Raw genomic sequence first — 13,694 nt, forward strand, 5'->3', positions numbered from 1 at the left:
GGGACTCCGGCGCCAAGGGATAGCCCGGTGCGGTAGACTGCTGTCTGCCTCTCAAAAAAGGGCTCGGCTCACGCCGAGCCCTTTTTCCCTCGGTAAATCTCCGCGGGAAAATTCTGGGAATTTAACGAAAAAATCTACACCTGTAAGACCGGCGAGGGAAAGAGACAGGGCGCGCCTTTCATCCTGAAACGCGGGGAGAATCGACCAATGGAGATGGAAGATCAGTTGAAAGCGCAGGAAACCGCAAGATCCCTTGCGTACCGCATGTTTGCCGATGCGTTTCGACTGCCGGCCCCGGGCCTGCCGGAGGTTCTCCGGCAGCTTGCATCGGCGCTGGCGTCCCTCGGTTCCGATGCGCGGGAAGACGCCTTTCGGATGGTCGACAGCGGTGCTGCCGAGCCGCCCTTCAGCGAGCTCCAGGTCGAATATACCCGGCTCTTCCTGGGGCCTTTCCTGGCGCCCGCCCCCCCGTTCGGGTCGGTTTATCTGGAAAAAGCGCGCATCCTGATGGGATATTCCACTCAGGACGCGCTGGACCACTACCGGAGCATGGGGATGGATCTGTCGCCGGACTTCAGGGAGGCGCCGGATCACGTCTGCGCGGAACTGGAATTCATGCAGGTGCTGATCCGTCAGGGCCTCGGCGCCATCGAAGCCGCCGATGAAGCGATGCTGCTGGACAGCATCCGCCGCCAGCGGGGTTTCCTGACGGCGCACATCGGGGCCTGGCTTCCCGCCTTTGCCGACAAGGTGATCGAATTCACCCACGCCAATTATTACCGCCGCCTGGCTTCGGCCGCGCGGACCTTCATCACCGAAGAGATCGCCCTCCTGCCCGACCCCGCGGAACTAGAAGCGGCTTGCGGGTCCGATCCCGGGTAGACCCCTCTGGCTTTCCTGGAATACCGTCGGCGCATCAGAGGCGGTTTCTTTGCACGCCTGTTCAACGGTTGCCTGCCCCTGGAGAAATAGACCGGCCGCGCTTCATCCCCCTTTTTTCAACATATCCGCCCTACAGAGCAGCACACGGAATGCGCTTGACGCCGGGAGGGGTTTCCTGATAGAGTAACACGAAAATATTTATTTTCGTGCTTACAATGTCATCGGCGCTTTCCCGCAGCGCGCCACAGGAGGCCGCCATGTTCTTTCACACCGCAGGCATCGAAGTCGCCCCATGGATTCCCCCCCTGGTCGCGTTCGTCATCTCGTTCTTCACCTCCATGGCCGGCGTTTCGGGCGCCTTTCTGCTGCTGCCGTTTCAGATGTCCTTTCTGGGATACACGAACCCCTCGGTCAGCGCGACCAACCAGCTTTTCAACATCGTGGCCATCCCCAGCGGCGTTTACCGCTACTGGCGCGAGGGGCGGATGGTGTGGCCCCTCACCTGGGTCGTGATCGCGGGTACCCTCCCCGGGGTGTTCATCGGCGCCGTGGTCCGGGTGGCCTATCTGCCCGATCCGAAAAATTTCAAGCTGTTTGCTTCCGCCGTCCTGCTCTATATCGGGCTGAAGATGTCCAGGGACCTGCTCAAGAAGAACTCGGGCGGCGCCGGCAAAGCCGACAGTGAACGGCGGTTTCAGGAGATGGTGCGGCGTCATCGCTCGAAAACCGACGATTCAGAAAGATCCGACCACACACCCCTGCCGGTCGTCAAAGTGACCCACTTCAATTTGAAACGTCTGGGCTATACCTTCTACGATGAACGCTTTGACGTTTCCTTCTGGGGCATCTGTACCCTCAGTTTCATTGTCGGGATTGTCGGCGGAATTTACGGCATCGGCGGGGGGTCCATCATCGCCCCGTTTTTTGTCACTTTTTTCGGGCTGCCGGTTTATACCGTGGCCGGGGCCGCCCTGATGGGAACCTTCGTCACGTCGGTGGCCGGGGTGGCTTTCTATCAGGCCATTGCCCCGCTGTACCCAAATATGTCCGTGGCGCCCGACTGGCTGCTGGGGGTGCTGTTCGGCGCGGGCGGAATGGCGGGGATGTACCTTGGCGCACGATGCCAGAAATTCGTCCCGGCAAAGGGGATCAAATGGATGCTGGCCGGCATCCTCGTTTTTACCGCTCTGAAATATGTCGCCGCCTTTTTTGGATGGTAGTGCGCACCCCCCGGCCCGGCGGACGCCCGCCCGGGGACGGGCGATGATCCGAACCATTGCAAGAGGCCGGATTCGGGTTTGGGTTGACATATTCCATCACAACGTTTATTTTCACCGGGCCATGAACCTTTTTTCCATACGCATCATCTTCACATCACCGATTGCAGCGACGGGCCTCCCCGCGGGAAAGCCTGTAGCGAGCAATTCACTTTCCAGCCTGACACCGCCCTGAGGAAGATCATTTCATCCGGGAAAAATGGGGCGGGAATCCGCTGCCGTATCCCCGGTGCATCTCCGACGCCCTTTTTCCAATAAGAACATTTTCGTCGATCCAACGGTTGCACAAGCGCATCATATCGTTCGGGCCGAGACAGATCGCCGCCGCGACAGTCCGTTTCGCGGGGCGGGAAGAGAACCGACACCATGAACACCCTTTCCGATACCTCGTCAACCCGGGAAATCGAACGCCGCCGCACCTTCGGCATCATCAGCCACCCGGACGCCGGCAAGACCACGCTCACCGAGAAAATGCTGCTCTTCGGCGGCGCCATCCAAATGGCCGGATCGGTCAAGGCCCGCAAGGCCAGCCGCCACGCCACCAGCGACTGGATGGCCATCGAACAGGAGCGCGGCATCTCGGTGACCAGCTCGGTCATGAAGTTCGACTACCGCGATTTCGAGATCAACCTCCTGGACACCCCCGGACACCAGGATTTTTCCGAGGATACCTACCGGGTGCTTACGGCCGTGGACAGCGCGGTCATGGTCATCGACAGCGTCAAGGGGGTCGAGACCCAGACCCGAAAGCTGATGGAGGTCTGCCGCATGCGCAACACCCCCATCCTGACCTTTGTCAACAAGCTCGACCGGGAAGGCATGACGCCCCTGGACATCCTGGGCGATATCGAGGAGACCCTGCAGATCGAATGCGCGCCGCTCTCCTGGCCCATCGGCATGGGAAAGCGGTTCAAGGGGACGTACAACATCCACCGCGGGGAGTTGACCCTCTTCACGCCCGGCCGGGAGCGCCTGCCCGACGATGCCGTCACCATCCGGGACCTTGACGATCCGCTCCTGGACGAGATTCTGGGCAGCCAGGCCGACGAACTGCGCGAGGACATCGCGCTGCTCTCGGGGGCGGCCAATCCGTTCGATCTCCAGGAGTTTCTCAAGGGAAGCCAGACCCCGGTCTTCTTCGGCAGCGCCATCAACAGCTTCGGGGTGCGCGAGCTCCTCGACACCTTTGTGGAGATCGCCCCGGCCCCGCTGCCCCGGCCGACCACGACCCGAACGGTCTTTCCCGACGAGGCCCCGTTCTCCGGCTTTGTGTTCAAGATCCAGGCCAACATGGACCCGGCCCACCGCGACCGGCTCGCCTTCCTCCGCGTCTGCTCGGGACGCTTCCAGCGGGGGATGCGGGTGCGCCACCACCGCATCGATAAGGATATCCAGATCGGCAATCCCATCATGTTCATGGCCCAGGATCGGACCGCCGTCGAGGAGGCCTGGCCCGGCGACATCATCGGCATCCACAACCACGGCACCATCCGGATCGGCGACACCTTTTCGGAAAAGGAGCCCCTCAGCTTCACCGGCATTCCGAATTTTGCCCCGGAGCATTTCCGCCGCGTGCAGCTCAAATCCCCGATGAAGTCCAAGCAGCTCCGCAAGGGCCTGACGCAGCTCGTGGAGGAGGGGGCGGTGCAGTTGTTCCGTCCCCTCATGGGAAGCGACCTCATCCTGGGGGCGGTGGGTATCCTGCAGTTCGACGTCACCATGGCGCGGCTCAAGGCCGAGTATGGCGTGGACGCCGTTTACGAGCACGTGAATTATGTCGCCTCCCGCTGGGTGAGCTGCGACGACCGGAAACGGCTGGCGGACTTTGAACGGGCGAACCAGACCCACCTGGCCCTGGACGCGGAGGGGAACCTCACCTTCCTGGCCGATGGGGAATGGCGGATCGAATTCGTGGCGGAGCGATGGCCGGAGGTCACCTTCACGAAAACCCGCGAGCATCAGTGACAGGGGGAAAAAAAATCGATCGTCACCTTTCCGGTTGATGCCGGTTATGCAAGGGGATACTAATTTCCCCTTATCGCAAGTCGAGGTTAATCGACGATTAGATGTCCGACCGTCAAAACCAGAAACATGGCAAGAAAAATCACCGGTTGCGTGTGAATTTGATAAGCATACTTGCGAACGGCTTGGGGGCACAATTTGAATTTTATGAGAAGGCCCAAAACGACGACGGTTACCATCACCATCAGCCCAAGTTCGGGCAGGGCCGACGATTTGCAGCGCGAAGACAGCCAGTGCCATAGGGCAATGCCAAGGATCGCCGGATTGAGATAATAATGCAGCCACATGAGGGCCTTTTTTTGCATCCGGTTGAGGTTCGCCAGTGTTTTCTTTAATTCGGCCCGCAGAGGCGTGAATCGATTCGTCCCTTTTATCATTAGGCTCAAGGCCACGGGCAGGTTCGCCACGAGCAGAAGCCATGCGGCCATCTGGCCGGCGGTTTCATTGCCCTCATTGTCGGATTCCAAAAATGGTATGCTGTGCTGGTCCTCTCGCTCAAAATGCCCTCTAAAACCGCGTTCATCATCGGCGATGCTGGTTACCGTACACAAGGCCCCGAATCCTGCGACGCAGATAACTATCAATGATAACATGATAATCTTATACTTGTACATTCTTTCCCCCTATTTCAATAAATAGTCAGGCGCCGATTAGGATGTTTGGCCAGCCCTTTAAAGTCCAAGTCCATGTATCGACTCCTTTGCTTTTTCTTGCCTCGAGGTGGTTGTAAGTTGATATCATTCGATTCAGATTTATTTTCAGGCTCCATGTCTTGAGTGCTATGTCCCAGTATAATTGAACCCGGAAATCTCAGAATAAGCTATCCCGCCATGGACCGGATTGCTTATTTACTTTTACACGGCCAGGCTGATGCTGGGCATATGAAGCGGATGATCAGGTTACAGGGCGTGGTTCTCCTCGCTCAAGGCCTCGAAGCCGGAGATGATATCCAGTAGTTCGTCGGTGATGGCGGCCTGGCGCAGCTCCCTGAAACCGGCCTGGAGACCTTCTGTCAGCTCCAGAATGTTTTTCTCGGCCGCCTGCATGGCCATGAGCCGGGCCGCGTTTTCACCGGCCAGGGACTGGGCAAAGGCGCGGAATAAAGAAACGAACAGGTATTCTCGAAAGAGGTGTTTGAACATGAGTTCCTCGGGCAGGCCGATCATGGGAATACATCGGTTGGGCCATTTTTCCCTTGCACGGGCAAGCGCCCACTCCCTGTCCAGGGGAAGCAGCCGAGTGCAGGTCTGGCGGTAGCCGCCCCCGGCGGATACCACGTTATGGCATACATAAAAGTATTCGATCCCCTGTTCCGATCGCCACAGCTCAATCCGTTGAATCACATCCCGGACCTGGTCGCGGATGGCGGCCAGGCTGCCGGGGGCGGAGAAGCAGCCTTCATCCCCATATCCGGCATCCGACAATGCCCCTCTCAGTTTATCTCCGAACGTCCAGAAACCGAGTTTCGATGCCTCCGCGGAGAGTTTGGGTACTTGCGCCAGTGCATGGTTCAGGATGGATTCGTTGAACTGGCCGCACATCCCCTGATCCGAAGCAATGACCATGCATACGGCGCCCGTTGCCGGGCCTTTGTGGATGACGCCGGCCCCGCAGCACAGGAGAACCCGCCAGGCCGTGTCGATGACGCGACGGTATTCCTCCAGGGATTCGACCGCACGTTCATATTGCCGGACGCCTACGGCTGCCAGGCTTTTCATGGTCTTGACCACTCCCAGCAGGTCGTGTGCGGTCCGGATCTTTTTGCTCAGAGAATCCAATGTCTGCATGGTCGCCTTCCATGGTTGTCACCACGGCCCTCAGCCGGGACAGAAGTTCTTCCCAAGCGCCATCGTCGCCGCCCGGGGCGGCGAGTATGCTCTTCATCGCCTCGGGTTCCATCCGGACCTGTTCCAGGATGGCCTGTTGCGCTTTTCCCATCTCCTCGATCGGCAGATGATCCAGAAGCCCCCGGGTCACGGCCAAAAGGACGGCGATCTGCTCGGCCTCGGCCAATGGGCTGAACTGGTCCTGCTTGAGCGCTTCCCGGACCCGTCTGCCGTGTTCCAGCGTCTTCCGGGTCTCTTCGTCGAGTCGGGTCCCGAACCGGGCAAAAGATTCCAGTTCCTGGAACTGGGTGTAGGAAAGCCGCAGATCTCCCGCGACCTTCCGGTATGCGACGATTTGCGCCTTTCCCCCGACCCGGGAGACGGACTTGCCCACGTCCACCGCGGGAAGGAAGCCCATGTGAAACAGCCCCGGGGACAGGTAGATCTGTCCGTCAGTGATGGAGATCAGGTTTGTCGGGATATAGGCGGACATGTTCTCCGCCTCTGTCTCGATGATGGGAAGGGCCGTCAGGGAACCGCCGCCCAGTTCGGGCTTCAAATGGGTGGCCCTTTCCAGGAGCCTGGAGTGGATGTAAAAAATGTCGCCCGGAAAGGCCTCGCGACCGGGCGGCCGCCGGAGGAGCAGAGAGAGCTGACGATATGCCAGCGCATGCCGCGTCAGATCATCATAAACGACCAGCACATCACGCCCCTGATGCATGAAATATTCCGCCAGGGTCGTGGCGGAATAGGGTGCGATATACTGAAGGCCCGGCGGATCATCCCCTTCCGCCACCACAGCCAGGCTGTAACTCATGGCCCCGTGCCGCTCCAGATCATCCACCACCTTGGCGACGCTCGAGCTTCTCTGGCCGACGGCGCAGTAAATGCAGATCAGGCCCTTGCCTTTCTGGTTGATCATGGTATCCACCGCAAGGGACGTCTTTCCCGTCTGGCGGTCTCCCAGGATCAGCTCCCGCTGTCCCCGGCCGACGGGGACCAGGGCATCCACCACCTTGAGGCCGGTCTGAAGCGGTTTTTCCACTGCGGCACGGTCAAGGATGCCGGGCGCCTCCCGGAATACGGGGGCGCGGGAGATGCTCTTCACGGGCCCTTTGCCGTCCAGGGGGTTTCCCAGCGGGTCGATGACCCTGCCGACAAAATCGGGGCCCACCGGGATTTCCAGCACGCCGCCGGTGCGCGTGACTTCGTTGCCGGCCCGCAATGCCCGGGTGGACCCGAGCAGAATGATCCCCACCCTGTCGGGGAGGAGGTCCAGGGCCATACCTGCGACATTCGGCCCCATATAGACAAGTTCCTCGGCCTTGACCCCCGGGAGCCCCTCGGCCCAGGCGATCCCTTGTCCCAGCATCTTGACACGGCCGATCTCTTTGGGAAGGATGCCCGGCCGCACTTCCTCAACCGCTCGATCCACCGCTCCGGCGATCGCTTTCAAGACCTTTTCCAGATCGTTCTCCGTCATTCAATCTCCCGGCCTGAGGGCAAAAGGGCCGTTAACACGCCTTGTTCAAGTTCCTGTAGATAGTGGGTCAGGGTCCACTCCAGCTTTTTGTCTCCCGCCACCAGTCTCAGGCCAAGGCCTATCTCCGAGTTCCTTTCGATGGAAACGGTTTTGGCGGTCGGAAACACGGCCATGATTTTCCCGTAAAGCGCTTCTTTACGGGAGGCCGTCAAGGTGAACCCGCACTGGACCGTCACCTCCCCGGAAAGGTCATGGGCGGAAAACCCGGCCTTTTCCCGGGAGAGTCGATCCATCAGCACCTCCACCAGGCGGTTTTCAAGGCGCTCATCGGCAAGGTCGCTCAACACCTTGGCGCTGATCCGCATGACCTGATCCGCAACCTGAACCTTGAGGTGGCTGAGGAAGACCTCCCGGTCCTGACGAAGTCCTTCCTCCCATGACCGGCGCATCCCATCCACCTCACGCTTCACCTCCTCCAGGGCGTTTTGGCGCCATTTGAGGGCCTCTTCCCTGGCCTCGGCCAGCAGGCGGTTTTTTGCGGCCGCGAGGGCCTGCCGTTCCCCGGAAAGCTTCTCCGATCGTTTTCGTGCTTCCTTCATAGCGGCCTTTGCCTGGTCCATGGCTTCCGCGATCCGCTGCTGCCGTTCCGCCATGGCCCGAAGGATGGGGCCGTACAGAAACCGTTTCAGCAGCAAGACAAGGATGATGAAATTGAGGACCTGGGCCAGGGCCGTAAACCCATCGAACAGCAAAATTACCCCTTGATCCCGGAGAGGAAGTAATTCCAGAAGGGATTTGCGAAAATCAGGATCATGGCCACCACAAAGCAGTAGATCGCCGTGGATTCCACCATGGCCATGCCGACAAACAGCGTCCGCGTGATCGTGCCGGTTTCGTCCGGCTGCTGAGCAATGGAACTCAAGGCCTGAACCAGCGCACGGGCTTCACCGATGGCCGGGCCGATGCCGCCGATAGCGATGCACATCCCCGCCGTCACAATGGATGTGACCGCGACCCATCCCAGGTTGTCCATAACCGTCTCTCCTTTCAAGAGGTTTTCTTCCGCTGCCCGACCTCCATGCCGGCGCTGATGTAAATCGTTGCCAGGATGGAAAAAATGTAGGCCTGAACCATTCCCGTCAACAGCCCCAGCAGTTGCATGAGCACCGGAAAAACCAGGGGGGCGATGACCAATAAAATCGCGCCGATCATGGAACCGCTCATCACGTTTCCGAACAGACGGACGGCCAGGGCAAGGGTCCGGCTCAACTCGCCCATGACGTTAAACGGCAGCATCAATGGCGTGGGCCGCAGATAATTCAGAAAATAAGGACCTGCGCCCACCTGTGACACGCCGTAGACGGGCACCGCCAGAAACACGCAGGCCGCCAGTGCGGCCCCGGTGGACAGGGACCCCGTGGGCGGCTTGAAGCCGGGGACCACCGCAAGCAGGTTGGACACCGCGATGAAAAGAAACAATGTCCCCACAAACGGGAAAACCCCCTCGGGTTTGTTTCTCGACACCGCGTCCAGTTGCCGCGCCATACCCGCCACGATGGCCTCGAGAAAATTCTGCCTTGAAGAAATGCGAACATCCGTGCCGAGATTTCGTGTCACCAGCCATGAGCCCAGAACCAAAAGCGCCATGATTATCCAGGTGAAAAGGAGGGTCGCATTCAAGATAAAGGGGCCGCGGGACCAATAGATGATACTGTCCGGGCTGATCTCCATATCGCCCTCCTCAGGCCTGCCTGTTTGTGATGAAATTCCCCGGCTTGTCTTCAGGGGGGCCGAGCGTCCGGGTCAACACGACACGCACCAGGAAAAATCCCGCCAGGGTGAAAAAGAAGGAAACAACATCGTTTCGAATGACGAGCCAGAACCCCAGCATCGCCACAAACACCCGGACCAGGTAGCCGGCGCCCAGCAAAAACCTTGGGTGTTTGCTTGCCGCAAGTCTGCCTAAGGTCCACCAGAGGCCGTAGAAATAAAAGCCCCCGATACCCAGACCCGCTGCCGCGGCCAGTCCCCAGCGCAGCAGATCATTCCCCGTCATTTTCCCGCTCCCCGGTGATGATGCGCTGCTGCCGGGAGATCCAGAACCAGGCGTTGACGCACCCGATGATCAAGCCGATCAACAGCAGCATGAGGGTCCATGAGGGCGGACCCGGCCATTTCAGGTCGATCCAAACGCCCCCAAACATGCCCAATACCATGGGAACGGCCACGGACCAACCCACCACCCCGAACAGCCCCAGGCCGAACAGGCCATCGCCGGTTTTTTTGCGGCGCGCGCGGAGTTTCCGTTTTTCCCGCAGATCCACCTCGTCGAGAAAAGCCCCTGATTTACGGTTCGGGTCTTCAGCCATTTTTACGGAACTCCATAAATCGCCTGACGAAATCCGCCTCCAGCCTGGCCACTGCGGCCCGCGTCTTGCGTTCTTTTTCGTCCACCTCGCGGATCATGATTTCAACGGACTTTTTCAGGCTTCCCAGCTCCCCCTGAACACCCATTTGCGTAGCGACGGCCACCTGGTCCCCCTGCTTTATCAGGATGCCGCCGTTTACGGCCGCAAAACCTTCCCTGCCGCCCGGCGTTTCATAGGAGAGTATTCCTGGAACCAGGGCTGTGGCCATGTCGATGTGGCGGGGCAGAAGGGTGAAACACCCCGCCGGGCTCTCGGCCTTGACCTTGGCGACTTCCTCCTCCAGGAAAATCTCAGAAGGCTGATAGATAGTCAATTTCATGGGTCATCCATCCAATTCTCATTTTCCGGCCAATTCTCATTTTCCGGTTCTTGCCTCCTCTATCGAACCGATCATATACATCGACTGCTCGGGGAATTCGGAGAATTCATCATTGAGGATGCGCGAGCACCCCGACACGGTGTCTTCGATATCCACCATGCGGCCCTGAAGTCCGGTAAATTGCCCGGTGGTAAAAAAAGGCTGGGTCAAAAACCGCTCCAGGCGTCTGGCCCTGGACACGATCCGCCGGTCTTCCCTGGAGAGTTCCTCGAGCCCCAGCATGGCGATGATGTCCTTCAGCTCCTCATAACCTGCCAGGGTCTTGATGACCTCCCTGGCCACGTCATAATGTTTCTTTCCTACAATTTTCGGCTGCAGCATGGCGGAGCGGGACTGTAGCGGGTCCATGGCCGGGTAAAAGCCTTCGCCGGCCCGTTTTCGGGAAAGAACAATGGATGCCGACAGATGGGAAAAGGTGTGAACGGCGGAAGGATCCGTGAGATCGTCGGCAGGGACATACACCGCCTGAATGGACGTGATGGCGGCCGTCCGCGTGCTGGCGATCCGCTCTTCCAGCTCGGCCAGTTCGGTCGCCAGTGTCGGTTGATACCCCATCCGGGAGGGAAGGCGACCCAGAAGCCCGGACAGTTCCGATCCCGCCTGGATAAACCGGAAGATGTTGTCGATGAGCAGCAGCACATCCTGGTCGAGATCATCCCGAAAATATTCGGCCATGGTCAGGGCCGCATGCCCCACCCTGAACCTTGCGCCCGGGGGTTCATTCATCTGGCCGAACACCATGACGGTGTTCTTGAGGACGCCGGCTGCGCTCATTTCCCGGTAGAGCTCCTCACCTTCGCGGCACCGCTCCCCGATCCCGCAGAAGATGCTCATGCCCTTGTGCTTACCGACCGTGTTGTGGATGAGCTCCGTGATCACCACGGTTTTCCCGACCCCGGCGCCCCCGAACAGACCTGCCTTCCCGCCGCGCTCCAAAGGGACCAGGAGGTCGATGGCCTTGATGCCGGTGTGAAAGATTGCTTCGGTCGTGACGCGTTTCGCCAGGTCGATGGGCCGATGGTGAATGGACCGAAGCGTGATGTCTTTCGGAGGTTCGATGCCGTCGATCGGCATGCCGAAGACGTTGAACATGCGGCTGAGGAGGGATTTGCCCACGGGCACCTTGAGCGGCTCCCCGTCGCTCCATACCGGATCTCCGCGCGACAGCCCCGCCGTTCCGGTGAGGGCGATTCCCCGAAAGGTGTGCTCATCCAGGTGCAGCGCCGCCTCGATGAAGATGCCGTCGTTTTCGCCGGCCCGGAACAGGGTGTTGATGGGCGGCACGGGCTCCGTGGAGGAGATGTCGACCACGCTGCCGCGAACCGCAGAGATCTCACCGACATATTTCCGGTCGGGTTCCGGCTGCAGTGAATCTTTTATCGTCGCCGTCATCCGGTTACCTTTTTTCAGCGCGCCGTCAAAATAGACAGGATGGGATTCGTCATCTATCCCGATTATTTTTTACGATCCGCCATCAACCCTGTCAACACGATTCGGATCGTCATACCGGTTCGGGCCGGAACTCTGCTCGTCCTTCTGCTCCGGCGGCACGATGAAGACCGGGACCTTGCACTGCCGGAGCACGCCCCGGGAGGTGCTGCCCATCCATATGCCCTGGATCAGGCCGAACCCCCGGCTGCCCATCACCACCGCGTCATATCCGCCGTGATGGGCATGGTGCAGAATGCGCTTGACCGGGTCGCCCGTCTCCACGACCACGGCGTCGACCATGAGGGGGCAGGCCGGAAACTTGCCCTCAAACGCGGCGCAGTAACCTTCAAGGAAGGATTTCGTCTGATCGAGAATCTCCGCCTCGGTCTTTTTCTGAAGGTCCTCCCGGCTTTCATAGCCTTCGAACAATATCACCATCAACTCGGCCTTGGGGGGTATTTTTTCCAGCACATGCAGGATGGTAACGGTGGCACCGTGGGCATCCGCCATACTGGCCGCATACCCGAAGGCACGGCCGGCGTTTTCGGAAAGATCGGTGGCAAAGAGAATCCGCTTGATTTCGGGTTTATAAAAGGTCATGAGGCACCTCTTGGCTGGTTTGGAATTGTCCCGGCGGTATCCTTCAACCCTGTTTCCGGCGGTCCAACCGGTCCAGTTGTTTCTGAATCAAATTCAGACGCGTCAAAATATCGGCCAGCGCTTCTGGCACGGTCTTGCCGCCCAGGTAATCCTTGAACCAGTGCTGGGTATTGAGACAAATCTTGACCAGCATGAGCATCACCGGGACCTCGATGAGCACGCCGACGACCGTGGCCAGGGCGGCCCCGGAGGAGAGGCCGAAAAGCATCGTGGCTGTTGCGATGGCCACCTCGAAATGATTGGATGCGCCGATCATGGCCGCCGGCGCCGCATCTTCATAGGACAGCTTCAATTTTCTGGCCAGGCCGTAGCCGATGATGAAAATCAGCATGGTCTGGAGGAACAGCGGAATGGCGATCCACACGATGGTTAAAGGGTTTTCGATGATCACCTCGCCCTTGAAGGAAAAGAGCAGCACCAGGGTGATCAGCAGGGCGATGATCGTCACCGGCGTGAGCACATGGAGAAACTTTTCCTTGAACCACGCTTCCCCCTTGGCTGCGATAAGCCACCGGCGGGACAGGTAGCCGGCCACCAGCGGCAGCGCCACATAAATCAGGATCGAGAGCAGCAGGGCCTGCCACGGAACCGGCAGCCGACCGACGCCCAGCAGAAAGCCGCCCAGGACCCCGTAGAGCACCAGCATGGTCAGCGAGTTGATGGCCACCATCACCAGGGTCAGCCCGTCGTTGCCGCGGGAAAGGTATCCCCAGACCAGCACCATGGCCGTGCAAGGGGCAATGCCCAGAAGGATGCAGCCGGCCAGGTAGCTTCGCCACAGGGGGATTTCCAGCATTTTGACCCCGTTCACGAGCACGACCGTTCCGGCGCCATGGGTCGCGTTCACCGGGAGGTCCAATCCGAAGGGCATCTTGACGAGGTCCACGGCTTCCGGCCCGATGAATCCGTAAAACAGGGTCCCCAGAAAAAACAGGGCGATGCCGTACATGGTAAAAGGTTTGATGCACCAGTTGACGAACAGGGTCAAAAAAACCGGCTTGCCGCTTTTGCCCGCCTGGATGACCGACCCGAAGTCGATCTTGACCATGATCGGATACATCATGAAAAACAGGCAGATCGCGATGGGTATCGAGACGACCGGCGCGCCTTTCACATAAATCGCCAGACCGTCCAGGTACCGGGCCAATCCCGGGGCGACTTTTCCCAGGAGGATGCCTGCAATGATGCAGAGAAAAACCCACAGGGTCAGGTAGCGTTCGAACACGCTGGTCATTTTGCGTTCATTGGATACAGTGGCGTCGGTGTCCATGTTTCTTCGCTCCTTGTTTGTAGAATATAGAATAA

General features: G+C 59.3%; 15 protein-coding genes. 3 read left to right on the forward strand and 12 right to left on the reverse strand.

Annotation, left to right across the window (positions count from 1 at the left end):
* The first annotated feature begins 207 nt into the window (after window positions 1-207).
* From ACEW8N_RS11185 to ACEW8N_RS11195, 3 genes are all read left to right on the forward strand, one after another.
* Entirely contained in the window at window positions 208-882 is a 675-nt protein-coding gene (locus ACEW8N_RS11185; protein ID WP_373499904.1) for a molecular chaperone, read from the forward strand.
* A 257-nt stretch (window positions 883-1,139) separates the two neighbouring features.
* Entirely contained in the window at window positions 1,140-2,102 is a 963-nt protein-coding gene (locus ACEW8N_RS11190; protein WP_373499905.1) for a sulfite exporter TauE/SafE family protein, read from the forward strand.
* A 423-nt stretch (window positions 2,103-2,525) separates the two neighbouring features.
* Window positions 2,526-4,124, forward strand: a complete 1,599-nt coding sequence (locus tag ACEW8N_RS11195) for a peptide chain release factor 3 (RefSeq protein ID WP_373499906.1) — start codon at window positions 2,526-2,528, stop codon at window positions 4,122-4,124.
* Window positions 4,125-4,210: 86 nt separating this feature from the next.
* Here the strand turns inward: ACEW8N_RS11195 and ACEW8N_RS11200 are convergent, their stop codons facing one another.
* From ACEW8N_RS11200 to arsB, 12 genes are all read right to left on the reverse strand, one after another.
* Window positions 4,211-4,795: a hypothetical protein gene (locus ACEW8N_RS11200; protein WP_373499907.1), complete on the reverse strand. Its 585-nt coding sequence runs from the start codon at window positions 4,793-4,795 to the stop codon at window positions 4,211-4,213.
* 285 nt (window positions 4,796-5,080) lie between these two features.
* Window positions 5,081-5,899, reverse strand: a complete 819-nt coding sequence (locus ACEW8N_RS11205; RefSeq protein ID WP_373499908.1) for a F0F1 ATP synthase subunit gamma — start codon at window positions 5,897-5,899, stop codon at window positions 5,081-5,083.
* Window positions 5,862-7,490: an alternate F1F0 ATPase, F1 subunit alpha gene (locus tag ACEW8N_RS11210; protein ID WP_373499909.1), complete on the reverse strand. Its 1,629-nt coding sequence runs from the start codon at window positions 7,488-7,490 to the stop codon at window positions 5,862-5,864. The genes ACEW8N_RS11205 and ACEW8N_RS11210 overlap by 38 nt, the downstream gene beginning before the upstream one ends.
* Window positions 7,487-8,242 (reverse strand): hypothetical protein, encoded by a 756-nt coding sequence (locus ACEW8N_RS11215; protein ID WP_373499910.1) that lies wholly within the window; start codon window positions 8,240-8,242, stop codon window positions 7,487-7,489. Before ACEW8N_RS11215 ends, ACEW8N_RS11210 begins: the two co-directional genes overlap by 4 nt.
* Window positions 8,243-8,244: 2 nt before the next feature.
* Entirely contained in the window at window positions 8,245-8,523 is a 279-nt protein-coding gene (locus ACEW8N_RS11220) for a F0F1 ATP synthase subunit C (RefSeq protein WP_373499911.1), read from the reverse strand.
* A gap of 14 nt (window positions 8,524-8,537) precedes the next feature.
* Entirely contained in the window at window positions 8,538-9,221 is a 684-nt protein-coding gene (locus tag ACEW8N_RS11225) for a F0F1 ATP synthase subunit A (protein ID WP_373499912.1), read from the reverse strand.
* 10 nt (window positions 9,222-9,231) lie between these two features.
* The gene (locus tag ACEW8N_RS11230; protein WP_373499913.1) at window positions 9,232-9,546 is read right to left on the reverse strand and encodes an ATP synthase subunit I; all 315 of its coding nucleotides are present in this window, start codon (window positions 9,544-9,546) and stop codon (window positions 9,232-9,234) included.
* Window positions 9,533-9,859 (reverse strand): AtpZ/AtpI family protein, encoded by a 327-nt coding sequence (locus ACEW8N_RS11235; RefSeq protein WP_373499914.1) that lies wholly within the window; start codon window positions 9,857-9,859, stop codon window positions 9,533-9,535. Before ACEW8N_RS11235 ends, ACEW8N_RS11230 begins: the two co-directional genes overlap by 14 nt.
* Window positions 9,852-10,238: a F0F1 ATP synthase subunit epsilon gene (locus ACEW8N_RS11240; protein WP_373499915.1), complete on the reverse strand. Its 387-nt coding sequence runs from the start codon at window positions 10,236-10,238 to the stop codon at window positions 9,852-9,854. Before ACEW8N_RS11240 ends, ACEW8N_RS11235 begins: the two co-directional genes overlap by 8 nt.
* 36 nt (window positions 10,239-10,274) lie before the next feature.
* Window positions 10,275-11,690, reverse strand: coding sequence for a F0F1 ATP synthase subunit beta (gene atpD, locus ACEW8N_RS11245; RefSeq protein ID WP_373499916.1), 1,416 nt, complete (start codon window positions 11,688-11,690; stop codon window positions 10,275-10,277).
* A gap of 69 nt (window positions 11,691-11,759) precedes the next feature.
* Window positions 11,760-12,329, reverse strand: a complete 570-nt coding sequence (locus ACEW8N_RS11250; protein ID WP_373499917.1) for a universal stress protein — start codon at window positions 12,327-12,329, stop codon at window positions 11,760-11,762.
* A gap of 43 nt (window positions 12,330-12,372) precedes the next feature.
* The gene (arsB, locus tag ACEW8N_RS11255; protein ID WP_373499918.1) at window positions 12,373-13,659 is read right to left on the reverse strand and encodes an ACR3 family arsenite efflux transporter; all 1,287 of its coding nucleotides are present in this window, start codon (window positions 13,657-13,659) and stop codon (window positions 12,373-12,375) included.
* Window positions 13,660-13,694: the final 35 nt, after the last annotated feature.

This window comes from Desulfococcus sp., from assembly GCF_041737845.1.
Lineage (GTDB): Bacteria > Desulfobacterota > Desulfobacteria > Desulfobacterales > Desulfococcaceae > Desulfococcus.